The sequence below is a fragment of the Flavobacterium aquariorum genome, from assembly GCF_003254745.1.
Taxonomy (GTDB): domain Bacteria; phylum Bacteroidota; class Bacteroidia; order Flavobacteriales; family Flavobacteriaceae; genus Flavobacterium; species Flavobacterium aquariorum.
On sequence record NZ_QKXH01000002.1, the window covers coordinates 570266 to 584847 of the forward strand.

The following is a 14582-nucleotide window of genomic DNA, read 5'->3' on the forward strand; positions in this document are numbered from 1 at the left end:
TAGACTGCCTCTTTTTAAATAAATAATTAACCTGTAGCTTAAAAGATGCAAATTAAAAAATAAAAACCAATTTTTAAATAAAAATTTTAAATTAATCTTAAGTTTTAATCAAAAGAATTCCTTGGGATGAGTTTCAGGATCCAGTTGATATGGAATATTTTATTGCTCAGCCCTTTTAAATTTCAGACAGAAAATGTAGCGGATAATTATAATATTGTCAGGTTCACTCCATAATGTCTACATTTTCAACAGCTAATATTTTCAAGACATTCATATAAAAAAGAATGGGAAACTTTTATTCCATTTTTGGTTTTCAAGAATTCTTTAAAAGAAGCATAGGTAATGGGACATTTGCATAGTATAGAAACGAATACTTATTTGATTTATGTAATATTGAAATTATCTAAATAAATTAATTAAGGTAAGATTCATACAAGTTCTTTTACTTTAACATTGTACGCATCTTTAATGTTTGGTGTTTTTTATGTACGCATAATCTTAATTTCGGTTTTACTCCTTAATAATTTTTAATTATTTAAGCTATGACGCAATCTTTTTTGTTGTTTAAAAGTGGTGTTTTTGGGCGTTATTAGGTATTCAAAGTTTGAGATATGCCACCTCAGATACAAACAGATAATTGCTAAAGTAACCGTTAAAGCAGTTATCAGCATTGATTTAATCGAGACCGTTGTTCTTTATTCAAAAATCATAGATTTTAATTTATTACGGTATGCTTCCAAAGCATCTGATTTGGTGATAAACCCATAGTATTTTCCATTTTTTAATACCGGTAGAAAAACTTTTTCACTTTTTTCAAATTTATTCATTACCGTTCCCATGCTGTCAAAAAGATGTACAGTTTGACAAGGTTGTGTCATAATATCTTCCACAAGATTACTTTTAACTTTCACTTCATCAAAAATTATTTCCCTGATATCATTGAAATAAACTAATCCTTCAAGATCATTTTGTTTGTTGACTACACCAAAGATAACTTGGTCGGAATGTGCTAAGAGATCTATTAACTGCTCTAGGTTTTGGTTAGCTTCAATAGTGAGGTAGTCCGTCCTTACAAGGTCTTCAATATCCAGTGTGCACAAAATGTTGGTATCCTTATTGCTGGTGAAAACATTTCCTTTTCTAGCCAGATTTTTCACATCCAGTGAATGTTTCTCAAAACGCTTTGAGACAGCAAAACTTACCGATGCTACAATCATCAGTGGAATCATAAGATCATAACCACCTGTTATTTCTGCGATCAGGAAAATAGCGGTCAGAGGTGCATGAAACAATCCACTAAGAATTCCGGCCATGCCCACAAGAGTAAAATTACTGACAGGAAGATTGGTAAGACCAGAAAGGTTCAAAAATTTAGAAAAGAAATATCCAGCATAAGATCCAAGAAATAATGATGGAGCAAAATTTCCCCCATTGCCGCCACTGCCGAGAGTTATTCCTGAGGCGAAGGCCTTTAGAAGCATTGAGAATCCGACAAAAGCCAGTAAAACCCAGCTATTATTGCTATAATCAGAGAAAAGTGTATTGGTCAGAAGATTTTGCGGATCTTTATCGGCTAAGGTTTTGATACTTTGATATCCTTCTCCAAATAGCGTGGGAAAAATAAATATCATGAGACCCAGAATTGAGGCTCCAAATATTGCTTTTTCATAAGTGCCCAATTTTAGGTGCGAAAAAAAATGCTCCGTTTTTAAAAAATTTCGAGCATAAAATACTGAAATTAGACCAGTGAAGAGCCCTAATAGTACGTATAATGGGATGTTATGATAATCAAAAGTCTCTTGTTGACGAAATGCTAATAATATATTTTCATTAAGTACTATCGTAGATACTAATGTTCCAGTTGCAGCAGCAATCATTATGGGAGTAAAAGCCGAAATAGTTACATCTACAAGCAGTACTTCAATTGCAAAAAGAACCCCCGCGATTGGTGCATCGAAAGCCGCAGCAATACCAGCGGCCACACCGCACCCTATTAAAAGGGTCCTTTGCTGATAACTTAGTTTGAACTGCTGTGCAAAATTAGAACCAAAAGCTGCTCCTGTTATAACAATAGGGCTTTCAAGCCCAGCAGATCCTCCAAGCCCTACAGTAAGCGAGCTGGTAATGATCTGAGCATACATTTGCTTTTTAGGAATGATACTGGCTTTTCTCGCTACAATATATAAAATTTGTGAAGTTCCTTTCTCAAGAGTGTCTCCCAAAACCTTTTTTACTACAAAGACAGTCAAAAGTATACCAATAACAGGAAGTATACTGTTTATAAAGCTCAGCTTAAGAACTCCATTAACATATGTGGCAAATGAATATACAGAGTGAGCGAAACTTTTTAGAAAAATCACTGCAAATGCTGAAGTAATACCAATTAAAATACTTGAAAGAAATATAAATTGTTTGTCAGTTAATTTTTCTTGTCCTCTAACTAAAAGATTTTTTACTTTTAGTAATTGTTTTTTGATCATTGTAGTGAAATATTCTATAAATACAAAGTTACCGTTAATGGACGGTTTTGAAAATAAAATATGTTAATGTAATGCCAAATTTTAAATTTCAAAAAAATATATGTATACGAAATAGTCAATCCTTTTTGCTACATATTTCGAAAATAAGTCCACTAATAAAAATAAATCCCTTTTCAGATTTACTTGTCCAATTGGTCAGTGATGCTTAAATTTGTGATATGACAAAACTAATCAATCTTAAAATTTTCTCCCATTTTTTCAAGTCTTCATCTGCTGGCGGTATATTATTACTGCTTTGCGTTTGTATATCGCTTTTGATTGCCAATACGGGTCTAAGCTGCGGGTTCTCAAATTTTCTAAGTTTTCCTCTTGGGTTTGAAACTGATGCAGTACATCTTCGATATCCAATATTATTGTGGATCAATGACGGATTAATGGCAGTATTTTTCCTTTTGGTAGGTCTGGAAATTAAACGAGAAATTGTAGAGGGTGAACTTTCTTCGATGCGTCAGGCTGCTCTGCCGGTACTGGCAGCTGTGGGAGGAGTTTTGGTTCCAGCTCTTATTTATGCCACTTTTAACAGCGGAAGCCCGGAAACATTAAATGGATGGGGTATTCCAATGGCTACTGATATAGCTTTTGCACTTGGTATCCTGTCGCTGTTAGGAAATAAAGTACCATCAGGGCTAAAAATATTTCTGGCTGCATTAGCCATAGTAGATGATCTTATTGCGATTTTAGTCATTGCTATTTTTTATTCATCTGACCTCCATTTTCAATATTTAGGTTATGCAGGAGTACTATTTCTGCTTCTTATTATTTTTAATCGTTTGGGCCTTAAAAATTTGTTTTTTTATTTAGTACCAGGTATTGTTATGTGGTATTTTATTCATCATTCAGGCATACATGCAACAATAGCTGGAGTACTTGTGGCACTGACCTTGCCTACCAATGAGGAGGATACTGATTCGCCTTTGGAAAAACTCGAGCATGCACTTACGCGTCCGGTAAATTTTATTATTATGCCCATTTTTGCTTTGGCAAACACCAATATTACATTTGAGGCAGGTATGATGCAAGGACTTGTCAGCAATCTAGGCTTGGGGATCGTTCTTGGCCTTTTTTTAGGAAAACCTATAGGTATTTTTGCGATGTCTTGGTTGTGTGTAAAGTGCAATATTGCCGATCTGCCTGAAAATACTAAATGGCCTCATGTCTTGGGACTAGGTTTATTAGGAGGACTAGGATTTACGATGTCCATCTTCATTGCACTGTTGTCTTTTCAGTATCCTGAATATCAAAACAAGGCCAAATTTGCCATTTTGATTGCTTCAGTATTAGCAGGAATTTCTGGTTTCTTTCTTTTAAGTTTATATAATAAAAGGCAGAACAGTAATTAATTCGCTAGATTACTGTTTTTTTTTTAAGAGTTCTACATCTTTAAACAAGGGTCTTTGATTATTCCAGTTTCTTAGTTTTCCCCGATCGGATCAACTAATATTGATGGAAATCAAAATCTTACGATGCAATTATCTCCAGTAAAAAGAACAGCGATTTTTTTTTAAAAAGAGTATGAAAATAGAATTTGTCCAAGTGATATATGGTATTGAAAAAAGTAGCAAAAGCAATGGGGTATTGATTTACCAAATAGTTATGAGCAAATATTAAGAGAAGTATGTTAATTTTGCCAATATAAAATCAGATATGGAAAGTAAAAAAAAATGTTTTTACTCACCTATTACGATATTAGTAATGCTGACTTTGAAAAATACAGCTAAGTGTTTTTCAAAGTCAATAATTAGCTAAAAACATCTATTTTGGTTACTTGGGAATAAAAATTTCATTTATAAGACTGTCATCAGACCTTGCCATTCAGGTTATGTCAATCTAGAGAGTATCTTTTTGCATATCAATTATGTTTTGTTGCTTAAGATACAAATATTACAAGTCCATTAAATCATTTAGTTCTCTTTATTCGGTCTTTTCAGAATAGTTTATTTTTTTTTCAATTTTCTTTTCATCTTTAATAGTTTGCCATAATAGAATGATAATTAATACCAGTGGACCAATAAAGAATAACGATAATATAAACCAGTTGATTTCCATAAGATTTGTACTAAGTATAACTGTACAGTCTATTAAAGATTAAACGAAACAAAACAAGTAGTTTCCATTTTTACAATAATTATTTTGCATAAAGTTAATTCAAAAATATCGAACTAACTTAACGTATTTTATTTGTAGTGTGATATTCATTAATAATCAAAAGATTTGATATTGTTCTAACAGGTCATTACATTTTGACAATAGTTGATTTGGTTTTTATTCACTTTGAAATCATTGCAACTATAAAGTACTTCATTTACGTATTAGTGGGAGACTTTTGTCACTATTTTCATTTTTCGAGAACTTTAAAAAAAAACACAAAAGTCTTGAGAGTTTGCTTAGTATAGAAACGAACACTTTGTAAATAGGGGGCTTAATGTAATATTGAAATCATTTAAAGAGATTAAATATTTGATATTTTTAAATATACCAGTAATCTGACTGTGATTTTACTCCTTAATCATTTTTAATTCTTTAAGCATAGATTCTAAATATATGATAGCATCGATGAGGTCTGGTGTATCTGCAAATGGAGCTAGTGTTCTTTCAAATTTTTCAGTACCTTCTAAAAAAGTCTTAATATTTTCTTGTTGATTTTCTACTACCTTAATGTTATTTGAACTACTAGGAATTCCAAGATCATTTATAGAAACACCTCGCTTAGTTGTTAATGCAATGAATGGGACTTTATTGATAATTACATTAATTCTTTCAATATACAAATCAACTAATTCCCCTTTCTTCATTTCTTCAAGCTCGTTTTTCTGATGATACTTCTTAAGTGCTGCTGAAGAACTGATAAGACTTTTTGTTATTCCTACTGATTGTGCATTGACGCTACTTAATGCTATTATAGATATAAAAGATAAAAAAAATATTTTTCTCATGATTATTTAAAGAATTTTAATTTATTATGTTGTGAAATATTGTTGTGACTATTAACGCTGCCCTTTTTTAATATAAATTGAGTGCATTATAATATTCTTTTTAGTGTTACAAATCACATATTTTTAAATATTAGTCATCTTGTTGTTAAAATGTTATAGTGATATGCTTTAGGAACATTTAAAAGATTATTGGCTATTTTTTAAATTTGTTAATACTAGATTCATTGTTAATTTTAAGTTCATTTTCTTTTTTTAAGGTTTGTAATTGTTTTTAATTTGGATATTACAAAGTAAACCTATATTTGCACGATTAAAGTTGACCGTCGTCAATCTATATTAAATAATTTATTTATGGGTTTTGAAATTGTTAAGTATTCTTTTAAAAGTAATCAACTTTTGGGTGAAATTGAACCTGATTGTATGTCAGAATTAGAGGGAATAAAGAGTGTTGAATTGTTTACTAAGAATGATGTTTTGTATGACCAAGGTTCTGAACCAAAAGCTGTATATCGCCTAAGAAAAGGAAAGGTTAAAATAGAACAGCTTAACCAAGATGGTAAAACAAGAATTTTTTATGTATATATTCAGGGTGATTTTTTTGGCTTTAGACCTTTATTAAGCAATGAAAAACACCCAGTAACCGCAATTTTTCTTGAAGATAGTGAAATTGAGATTTATGAAGGAAATGAGTTTATTAAAATTGCCAAAGAATCCCCTAATTTATCATTTAACCTAGTTGAAATTTTAAGTTTTGAATTTAATGTTTGGATCAATTTGATTTCATCACTTTCGCACAAATCAGCAAAAGAAAAAATTGCTTTAATTTTGTTGATATTAAACGAAAAGTATAGAAATGAAGATGGAATATCAGAAATTATTATGACTAAATCTGATATTGCTAAATATAGCGAAACATCTAAAGAAACGGTAGTCAGAGTTATTGGTTACTTAGAAGAACAAGGGATATTAATAAATAAAGGCAGAACTTTTGAGATTATAAACGAAAAGATACTTGAAATTATTGCTGAGGGATTTTAGAAATTGTATTCTTAAAATAAGTGCTTTGTCCTGAAAATTGCTATACACAAATCAAGAGTGTATGAATAGTGTATGAAAAAGCGCGAAGTAATCTTTAGAAGATAATGCCTTTATCTCTATAATTAGCCTTTTAGCGCTAATTTCTTTAAATCATGCATAAAATGATTCGTAAACAGGTTCGTAAGGACCCAGAAAACAAAAAAACTGTTCCACAACTAGTGAGATAGTTTTTTTGTTTGGAGTAAATATGAGACTATGTTTCAAATATTCAATTCTCAAGGACTTATATTAGCAATAAGACTTCTTCTTGTTTTTTCTCCTTTTGAAAATTTTTTAAATTCCTCTGAGCTATTAATCTCTTAAATTATAACATTATCCTAGCCATATTTTGATTACAATGAAATGAAAATTATTTTTTATCTTTAAAAATAAATGATGTAGAACTAAAAAGACCATTTATGGTCTCTTTTAAAATGTAAAGGATTGTAAAGATGAAAAATGAACAAACAAAATTAAAAGCTGAAGGAAACATAAACCTAATGCATTTACAAAATCAGATTATAGAACAATATCTAAATACCAAAGAGGCAATGATTGTTCTAGGAATAAAAAGTCAAACAACAATAGGAAAATACGAAACAGAAGGAAAACTTAAAGCGTATAGGCCATTTAGCAATAGGAAAAGATACAAGCTTAGTGAATTATTAAAAATCCAAAGTAAAAGATAGCGTTATGCTATCTTTTTTTGTTTGATTCAAAAAGGTATCTTTGCCAAGTCATAATAAAGGCTTATTAATAATTAGAGACCTAATTAGAGACCTACAACTTTAAAAACATCACAAAAGCCTTGTTTTAGGCAATTTTACAACATGAATTACTTATCAGTCGAAAATATATCTAAATCTTTTGGGGAGCGCACGCTGTTCAAAGACATTTCCTTTGGAATCAACAAAGATCAAAAAATTGCATTTATCGCCAAAAACGGTTCGGGTAAAACCACTATCATGAACATCATTAATGGTTTTGATGAACCTGACACTGGTCAAGTAGTACTTCGAAAAAGTATCCGAATGGCTTTTTTGTCACAGGATAATAAGCTACAGGACGAATTGACAATTGAGGAAAGTATTTTCGCATCAGACAATGAGAGTTTGAAAGTGATTGAGGCTTATGAGAAAGCATTGGAAAACCCTGAAGACGAAGAAGCCTACCAAAAAGCTTTTGACGCTATGGATCGTCATAACGCTTGGGATTTTGAAACACAATACAAACAAATTTTGTTCAAATTGAAGTTGGAAGACTTTAAACTGAAAGTAAAAGGCCTTTCGGGTGGACAGAAAAAAAGATTGTCGCTTGCTATTATTTTGATTAACCGTCCCGATTTATTAATTCTTGATGAGCCAACGAATCACTTGGATTTAGAAATGATCGAATGGCTAGAGAGTTATTTTGCCAAAGAAAACATCACATTGTTCATGGTGACTCACGACCGTTTCTTCTTGGAGCGTGTTTGTAATGAAATCATTGAACTGGATAACGGAAAAATATACCAATACAAAGGAAACTATTCGTATTACCTAGAGAAAAAAGAAGAGCGTATTGCCTCGGAAAATGCGAGTGTCGATAAAGCGCAAAACTTATTTGTCAAAGAATTGGAATGGATGCGTCGTCAACCCAAAGCGAGAACGACCAAGTCAAAATCACGCCAGGATGATTTTTACGACATTAAAGAAAAAGCACAAAGCCGCCGAAAAGAAAATGTAGTCGAACTGGAGATTAACATGGAACGTATGGGAAGCAAAATCATTGAGCTTCACAAGATTTCCAAAAAATTCAAGGATCACGTAATTCTGGATAATTTCAGTTATGATTTCCAACGCGGAGAACGCATTGGAATCATTGGTAAAAATGGAACCGGGAAATCTACATTCCTTAATCTTTTGACAGGAACTATTCCGCTGGATGCTGGAAAAGTGGTTGTAGGAGAGACAATCAAAATTGGTTATTACACCCAAAGTGGGATTAACCCAAAACCAGGTCAGCGTGTAATTGATGTTATTAAGGAATACGGAGAATTTATTCCGTTAACGAAAGGCAGATTGATTTCGGCATCGCAATTGTTGGAACGTTTTCTTTTTGATGCCAAAAAACAATACGATTACGTAGAAAAACTAAGCGGTGGTGAATTGAAACGTTTATATTTATGTACCGTTTTGATTCAGAATCCAAACTTTTTGATTCTTGATGAGCCAACGAATGATTTGGATATTGTTACTTTAAACGTGTTGGAAAGCTTTCTTTTGGACTATCCGGGATGTTTGGTAGTGGTTTCGCATGACCGTTATTTTATGGACAAAATCGTGGATCAGTTATTTATTTTTAGAGGTCAGGGAGAAATTGAAACATTTCCCGGAAATTATTCGGATTTTAGAGCTTACGAAGACAGCACAGATGTCGCTCAGAAAGAAGACAATAAAACGGAGAAAAAAGAATGGAAACAAAACAATCCAACCGGAAATCTGACTTTCAACGAGCAAAAAGAATTTCAAAAAATAGAGAAAGAAATCAAAGATTTAGAAATAGATAAAACTAAAATCGAGCAATTATTCTCTGATGGAAAAGTAGCCGATGCGGATATCGAAAAAAAAGCCAAAGAACTCGAAAATATCATCAAGAAAATTGAAAGTAAGGAGGAACGTTGGTTTGAGTTAAGTTCGAAGATGGAAGGGTAGTTTTTCATTTCGCCGAGCTCAGTTTGCAATTTCCAGCTTGCAGAGCTAAGCTACATATCTAAAAATAGTATTAAAAGCCACAACAGATTTGATTTTGTTGTGGCTTTTCTGTTTTTATTTATACTTTTCTTTAATTCATTATTGTTTTATTGACATAATGATAAAACACTTTTATTACCATAATTAAACCTCACAAAGAAATTTTGTTTAGTTTTATGTTTTGAACAGAAAAATGGATTAAATCTTTTAAAAATGTGATTAAAGCACAGAATCTTCATTATGAATTTTAAAACTATTTTGAAATCGAAAATCATATTTCTACTAATCCTTTTTTATTCCCAAACAATTCTTTCCCAAGGGGGAGAAAAAATAGAAGAAGAAAAAAAACGCCCACTGCGCTCCATTGTCGATTTATTCACAAAAGAAGATACCTTACAAATAAGTAAACCTGATTCCAAAACCAATTTAATTGCATTCCCCACGTTGGGTTACCAGCCTGCAAATGGTTTTACTTTGGGATTCATCAGTCAATTTAGTTTCAAAATAAAGCCCGAAAACAAAATTTCATTATTGTCGGGAGGAGCTTCCTATAGTACGCAAAAACAAGTTCTGACCTATATAAAAAACAATATGTATATCAATAATGACCGATTGTTTTTTAGCGGTGATTTTCGATACTATGTTTTCTCGCAATCCAATTATGGCCTTGGAACCTCCATTATTCCTTGGGGTGCCGAATTTCAAGACTTTGATTTCAATTCCATTGAGCAACCGATGAATTACAATTATTTTAAATTCCACGAAACGGCATCTTACAGTATTTTTTCTCATTTTTTTGTCGGAGCAGGAATCCATTTTGACAGTTATACCAACATCAATGATAAACTTTTGGACGTTAGCAAGGGACAGTACACCTATCATTACACTTATTCCAAAAATTATGGATTCAGCGATAAAAATTATGCCGTCAATGGGATGAGCATAAATTTGATATACGACACTAGGGACAACTTAATAAACACCAATAAAGGTTTGTTTCTGAATATGAATTATCGTTACAATCCGCAAACCGACCTTAACAGACACAGCAGTTCTACTTTATTGCTTGAATCTAGGTATTTTATACCCCTCAGCAAAATAAACAAACAATATGTTCTAGGTTTTTGGGCTTATGGCCAATTTCAGGTAAGTGGCAGATTGCCATATTTAAATCTTCCGGCAATAGGTTGGGATCAAAACAGCCGTAGTGGGAAAGGCTACACACAAGGACTTCTAAGAGGAACAAATTTAATATATCTTGAAAGCGAATATCGTTTTCCAATTACCAAAAACCAAATGATCAGCGGAACAGTATTTGCCAATGCAACAACGGCAAGCGCTACTGACAAAAGCTTTGCATCATTCGAATCTATTCAGCCCGCAATTGGAGTGGGATTGAGAGTCCTGCTTGACAAAGACACACTGACTAATTTCATCGTTAATTTTGGATTGGGGCGCGATTCCCAAACTTTCTATTTTAATGACGGAGAAGGATTCTAATAACCTGAGTTCGATTAGTATTTTTTGAAGCAGAAACATTTGGCCTTTTTGGCAATATCGTCCCGCTATACGTTACAATCCACGCCCAAAAGCGTGGGATTTCCACTGCTATCGGGGCTAAAGGTTAGCATTCGGTTTTTTTTGCCATTATTTAAAAGGAAAAAGCGGTAATAATTGAACTCAACCTTTAACAAAAATCACTATCTGTTTTTACTATATTTGCGATCTTAAAAAACAACCCATTTCTATGAAACATTTATTATCTGCCCTTGTGGCCTTGACTCTTCTTATCTCTTGTAACAAAAACAAAGAAGTGACAAACGAAGTAACAAAAGAAACACCAGTTGATTACGTTGCCAAAAACGACAAAGAAATCACCGATTACCTAGCCAAAAATAATTTAAAGGCAGAAAAAAGTGAATCAGGCTTATATTATGTAATTAACGAACCTGGAACTGGAGCGCAACCTACAGCTACATCTAATGTAACAGTAGCTTACAAAGGTTATTTCACTAACGGAAATGTATTTGACGAAAGTAAACCAGAGGGGATTTCTTTTGGCTTGGATCAAGTGGTAAAAGGATGGACTGAAGGTATTCCTCATTTCAAAGCTGGAGGTAGCGGTATTCTTTTGGTACCCGCCCATTTAGGATATGGAAATGAAACGATGGGACCTATTCCTGGAGGTTCAGCACTTATATTTGATGTTAAATTAATTTCAGTAAATTAATTTCGATTAATCGGATAAAAGTACATTGAATAAAAATTCACATTCCTATGAAACACTTATTATCTGCCCTAATAGCCTTGGCACTTTTTATCTCTTGTTCTTCCAATGACAAAGAAGCAACACCAGTTGATTACACTGCCAAAAATGACAAAGAAATCACCGATTATCTGGCTAAAAATAATTTAACTGCACAAAAAAGCGAGTCTGGTCTGTATTATATAATCAAAGAACCCGGAACTGGAACACAACCTACTGCAACTTCAAATGTAACCGTAGCCTACAAAGGATATTACACCAACGGAACCATATTTGATCAAAGTACAGATGCTGGAGTTTCTTTTGGTCTGAACCAAGTGATAAAAGGCTGGACAGAAGGTATCCCTCATATCAAAACTGGAGGCAGCGGTATTCTTTTGGTACCCTCACATTTAGCATACGGAAATTATGATTATAGAGGTATTCCTGGAGGTTCCGTTCTTATTTTTGATGTTAAATTAATTTCGGTAAATTAGGACTACTCACCTAAGAGGAATTGAATTTAGCTCACAATAGAAAAACAAAACCACATTAGAATCTAGTTCTGTTGTGGTTTTGTTTATTAAATGAGTCAATAATTCTTAATGAAGGCTTCGAATCAAACCTTTTTTAATTAATTAAGATGAAGCTATAAATTTTTTATCATCTCTACCAGTTTATCTTTAGTCATTGGTTTGATTATGAAATCAGAAACCTCATTGATAGCTTTAGCACGAATAACATCGTCGGGTGAAATCGATGATGAACAAATGTAAATAATAATCTTTTTTCCAATACTTGGATTAATTTTAACAAACCCTTCCAGAAACTGCCAGCCATCCATAATTGGCATGCTCAAATCAAGAAGAATAATATCTGGTAAAGCCTCAATATTACCTAAATTTTCTTTGATAAAAACCAGAGCATCATAACCATTTTCAAATATTTTAATGAGATCCACAAGTTTGCTTTGCTCAAGCATTTTGGAAGTAAGAAATACAAATACTTCATCATCGTCCACTAATGTAAGTTGTTTGATTGAGGTCATAGATTTTGATTATTAAATTCAACAAAAAAGATACTTCCCACACCAGGTTTACTCTCAACCCAGATTTTCCCTCCCATGGACTCAATCTGAGTCTTTATCATAAAAAGTCCAAATCCTTTTGCATCAGGATGTTTGTGAAATGTCTTTCTAATTTTAAAAAGATTGCATTTGTGCAAGTCTAAATCGATCCCTAATCCATTATCACGGACCGAAAGGAGCACAGTATTGTTTACTTTTTTGGATTCTATTTTAATATTTGGCTTGCGCTCGGGTGACTTATATTTCAGTGCATTGCTCACTAAATTGGCAACAATACTTTCAAAATATTTATGAGGAAAGTAAATTATAGAGGCTTTGCCAGCATCGAGCTCAATATTAGCCTCATATTCCTCAATTTGAGCTTCAAAACCAATAAGTACTTTATCAAGGCAATCTTTCAAATGAATTTTATCCGATTCAATCCCTGTTTCCTGTTGCACCTGAATAGATTCAACCAATTCGTTAAATATTTCCATCAGATGGTTGACTACAGGCTTTATCTTATCATGCATCATTTGACGTTCCTCACCATCTGTGCTTTGATCAATATAATCAATCAACATTGAAATATTAATCAATGGTGCTCTCAAATTGTGTGATACTATGTTGCAAAAATCAATTAATTGGGTATTCTTAAATTCCAAAGCGGAAGAGTATTTAATCAGATCTTCCTCGGCCTTTTTCCGTAGAGTTATATCAGAGCGGATTGCAACATACTGAAAAGGTTTTCCTTCCTCATTGAGAAAAGGAACGATAGTAGTATCAACCCAGTAATAAGATCCGTCTTTGGCTCTGTTTTTGAGTTCTCCCTTCCAAATTTTACCATTAGCGATGGTAATCCACAAATCACAAATAAATTCCTGAGAATGATAGCCCGAATTAATAATCCTATGATCTTTCCCAATCAACTCTTCCCTGCTGAATTTTGAAATCTTACAAAAATTGTCATTCACAAAATTGATAATCCCCTTTTGATCAGTAATTGCTACAATGGAGGATTCATCAAGGGCAAATTTATAATCTGACACTTCTTTTAGACTTTTAAGAAGATTTTCTTCACTCAATTTTCGTTGAGTAATATCAGATCGTATTGCTACATATTGGTATGGTTTCCCTTCTTGGTTTAGAAAGGGGACGATTGTAGTATCAACCCAATAAACTGTTCCGTCTTTTGCTTTATTTTTTAGCTCCCCTTTCCATATTTTTCCATTGGCGATAGTCACCCACAGCTCCCTTATAAATTCCTTTGGATGAAAACCTGAATTAATAATCCTGTGATCCATTCCAAGTAATTCTTTTCTAGTGTATTTTGAAATCTTACAAAAATTATCATTTGCATGTATAATTATGCCCTTGGGATCAGTAATAGCTACAATAGCAGATTCATCAAGTGCATATTTATAATCATCAAGCTCTTTCATAATTAATTGAGGGATTATTACGTTCCTAAAAAAGTACTTTCAATGTCTTCTAACGCATTACAAACTTATATGTCTTTATAAAAAAATTAATACATTAAAAAACAACAAGTTACACACGTCCTAAATATTCAATATAACTGAGTCTCACTTAACAGTATTTAATCAACCACAATTAATCGCAAGGCAATTTACAAAAAAAAGAAATACATTTCATACATCTTTACGATTAGCCCCCCAAACAACATATAAAAACATTCCAACTATCCAGATAGTTAAGTCTTTTATTATAAAAAAAATATTTCAAAAAAATGACTGCAACCAAAAAGTTATTGCTTCAAACTATCATATCATTTATATAATAAAACATAGAACAACTGCTCATTTGCAAAACCTCACTCGTCTAAACAGCACATGTTCTTTGGTGAAAAAACAATAGCTAAAAAAGGTTTGCTCAAAATAAAATTCTTAAATTTACTATTGATTTTATAGATTTTATTTCAATTTAGAAAAGCAACAAAACAATAATAAATACTGAAATTCAGCCAGT

Annotated in this window: 11 protein-coding genes; 7 read left to right on the plus strand and 4 right to left on the minus strand. The window is 32.5% G+C overall.

All coding sequences use genetic code 11. The features are described 5' to 3' along the window. Window positions 1–695: 695 nt before the first annotated feature. Entirely contained in the window at window positions 696–2480 is a 1785-nt protein-coding gene (locus DOS84_RS05110; protein ID WP_111409025.1) for a chloride channel protein, read from the minus strand. 218 nt (window positions 2481–2698) lie between these two features. On the opposite strand from DOS84_RS05110, the gene nhaA reads away from it, so the two are divergent. Then, window positions 2699–3880, plus strand: coding sequence for a Na+/H+ antiporter NhaA (nhaA, locus tag DOS84_RS05115; protein ID WP_111409026.1), 1182 nt, complete (start codon window positions 2699–2701; stop codon window positions 3878–3880). Between the two features lie 1155 nt (window positions 3881–5035). On the opposite strand, the gene DOS84_RS05120 is transcribed toward nhaA, so the two are convergent. Then, complete coding sequence (locus tag DOS84_RS05120; protein WP_111409027.1) at window positions 5036–5473, minus strand: hypothetical protein; 438 nt, start codon at window positions 5471–5473, stop codon at window positions 5036–5038. A gap of 351 nt (window positions 5474–5824) precedes the next feature. On the opposite strand from DOS84_RS05120, the gene DOS84_RS05125 reads away from it, so the two are divergent. The 6 genes from DOS84_RS05125 to DOS84_RS05150 all read left to right on the plus strand — a co-directional run bounded on the left by DOS84_RS05125 (window position 5825) and on the right by DOS84_RS05150 (window position 12024). Beyond that, window positions 5825–6511 (plus strand): Crp/Fnr family transcriptional regulator, encoded by a 687-nt coding sequence (locus DOS84_RS05125; protein WP_111409028.1) that lies wholly within the window; start codon window positions 5825–5827, stop codon window positions 6509–6511. A gap of 491 nt (window positions 6512–7002) precedes the next feature. After that, window positions 7003–7239 (plus strand): MerR family transcriptional regulator, encoded by a 237-nt coding sequence (locus DOS84_RS05130; RefSeq protein ID WP_111409029.1) that lies wholly within the window; start codon window positions 7003–7005, stop codon window positions 7237–7239. A gap of 141 nt (window positions 7240–7380) precedes the next feature. Then, a complete protein-coding gene (locus tag DOS84_RS05135; RefSeq protein WP_111409030.1) occupies window positions 7381–9243 on the plus strand; it encodes an ABC-F family ATP-binding cassette domain-containing protein in 1863 nt (620 codons plus the stop codon). A gap of 297 nt (window positions 9244–9540) precedes the next feature. Continuing rightward, the gene (locus DOS84_RS05140; protein ID WP_165830396.1) at window positions 9541–10782 is read left to right on the plus strand and encodes a BamA/TamA family outer membrane protein; all 1242 of its coding nucleotides are present in this window, start codon (window positions 9541–9543) and stop codon (window positions 10780–10782) included. Between the two features lie 247 nt (window positions 10783–11029). Then, entirely contained in the window at window positions 11030–11512 is a 483-nt protein-coding gene (locus tag DOS84_RS05145; protein WP_111409032.1) for an FKBP-type peptidyl-prolyl cis-trans isomerase, read from the plus strand. Between the two features lie 47 nt (window positions 11513–11559). Then, entirely contained in the window at window positions 11560–12024 is a 465-nt protein-coding gene (locus DOS84_RS05150; RefSeq protein ID WP_111409033.1) for an FKBP-type peptidyl-prolyl cis-trans isomerase, read from the plus strand. A gap of 152 nt (window positions 12025–12176) precedes the next feature. Here DOS84_RS05150 and DOS84_RS05155 read toward each other — a convergent pair whose 3' ends face one another. Further along, window positions 12177–12575 (minus strand): response regulator, encoded by a 399-nt coding sequence (locus tag DOS84_RS05155; protein ID WP_111409034.1) that lies wholly within the window; start codon window positions 12573–12575, stop codon window positions 12177–12179. Continuing rightward, a complete protein-coding gene (locus tag DOS84_RS05160) occupies window positions 12572–14035 on the minus strand; it encodes a PAS domain-containing sensor histidine kinase (protein WP_111409035.1) in 1464 nt (487 codons plus the stop codon). Before DOS84_RS05160 ends, DOS84_RS05155 begins: the two co-directional genes overlap by 4 nt. Between the last annotated feature and the right edge of the window lie 547 nt (window positions 14036–14582).

Coding starts and splice junctions, on each gene's coding strand:
- DOS84_RS05110 (WP_111409025.1), bottom strand. CDS start 2,480: ATGATCAAAAAACAATTACTAAAAGTAAAAAATCTTTTAGTTAGAGGA.
- nhaA (WP_111409026.1), top strand. CDS start 2,699: ATGACAAAACTAATCAATCTTAAAATTTTCTCCCATTTTTTCAAGTCT.
- DOS84_RS05120 (WP_111409027.1), bottom strand. CDS start 5,473: ATGAGAAAAATATTTTTTTTATCTTTTATATCTATAATAGCATTAAGT.
- DOS84_RS05125 (WP_111409028.1), top strand. CDS start 5,825: ATGGGTTTTGAAATTGTTAAGTATTCTTTTAAAAGTAATCAACTTTTG.
- DOS84_RS05130 (WP_111409029.1), top strand. CDS start 7,003: ATGAAAAATGAACAAACAAAATTAAAAGCTGAAGGAAACATAAACCTA.
- DOS84_RS05135 (WP_111409030.1), top strand. CDS start 7,381: ATGAATTACTTATCAGTCGAAAATATATCTAAATCTTTTGGGGAGCGC.
- DOS84_RS05145 (WP_111409032.1), top strand. CDS start 11,030: ATGAAACATTTATTATCTGCCCTTGTGGCCTTGACTCTTCTTATCTCT.
- DOS84_RS05150 (WP_111409033.1), top strand. CDS start 11,560: ATGAAACACTTATTATCTGCCCTAATAGCCTTGGCACTTTTTATCTCT.
- DOS84_RS05155 (WP_111409034.1), bottom strand. CDS start 12,575: ATGACCTCAATCAAACAACTTACATTAGTGGACGATGATGAAGTATTT.
- DOS84_RS05160 (WP_111409035.1), bottom strand. CDS start 14,035: ATGAAAGAGCTTGATGATTATAAATATGCACTTGATGAATCTGCTATT.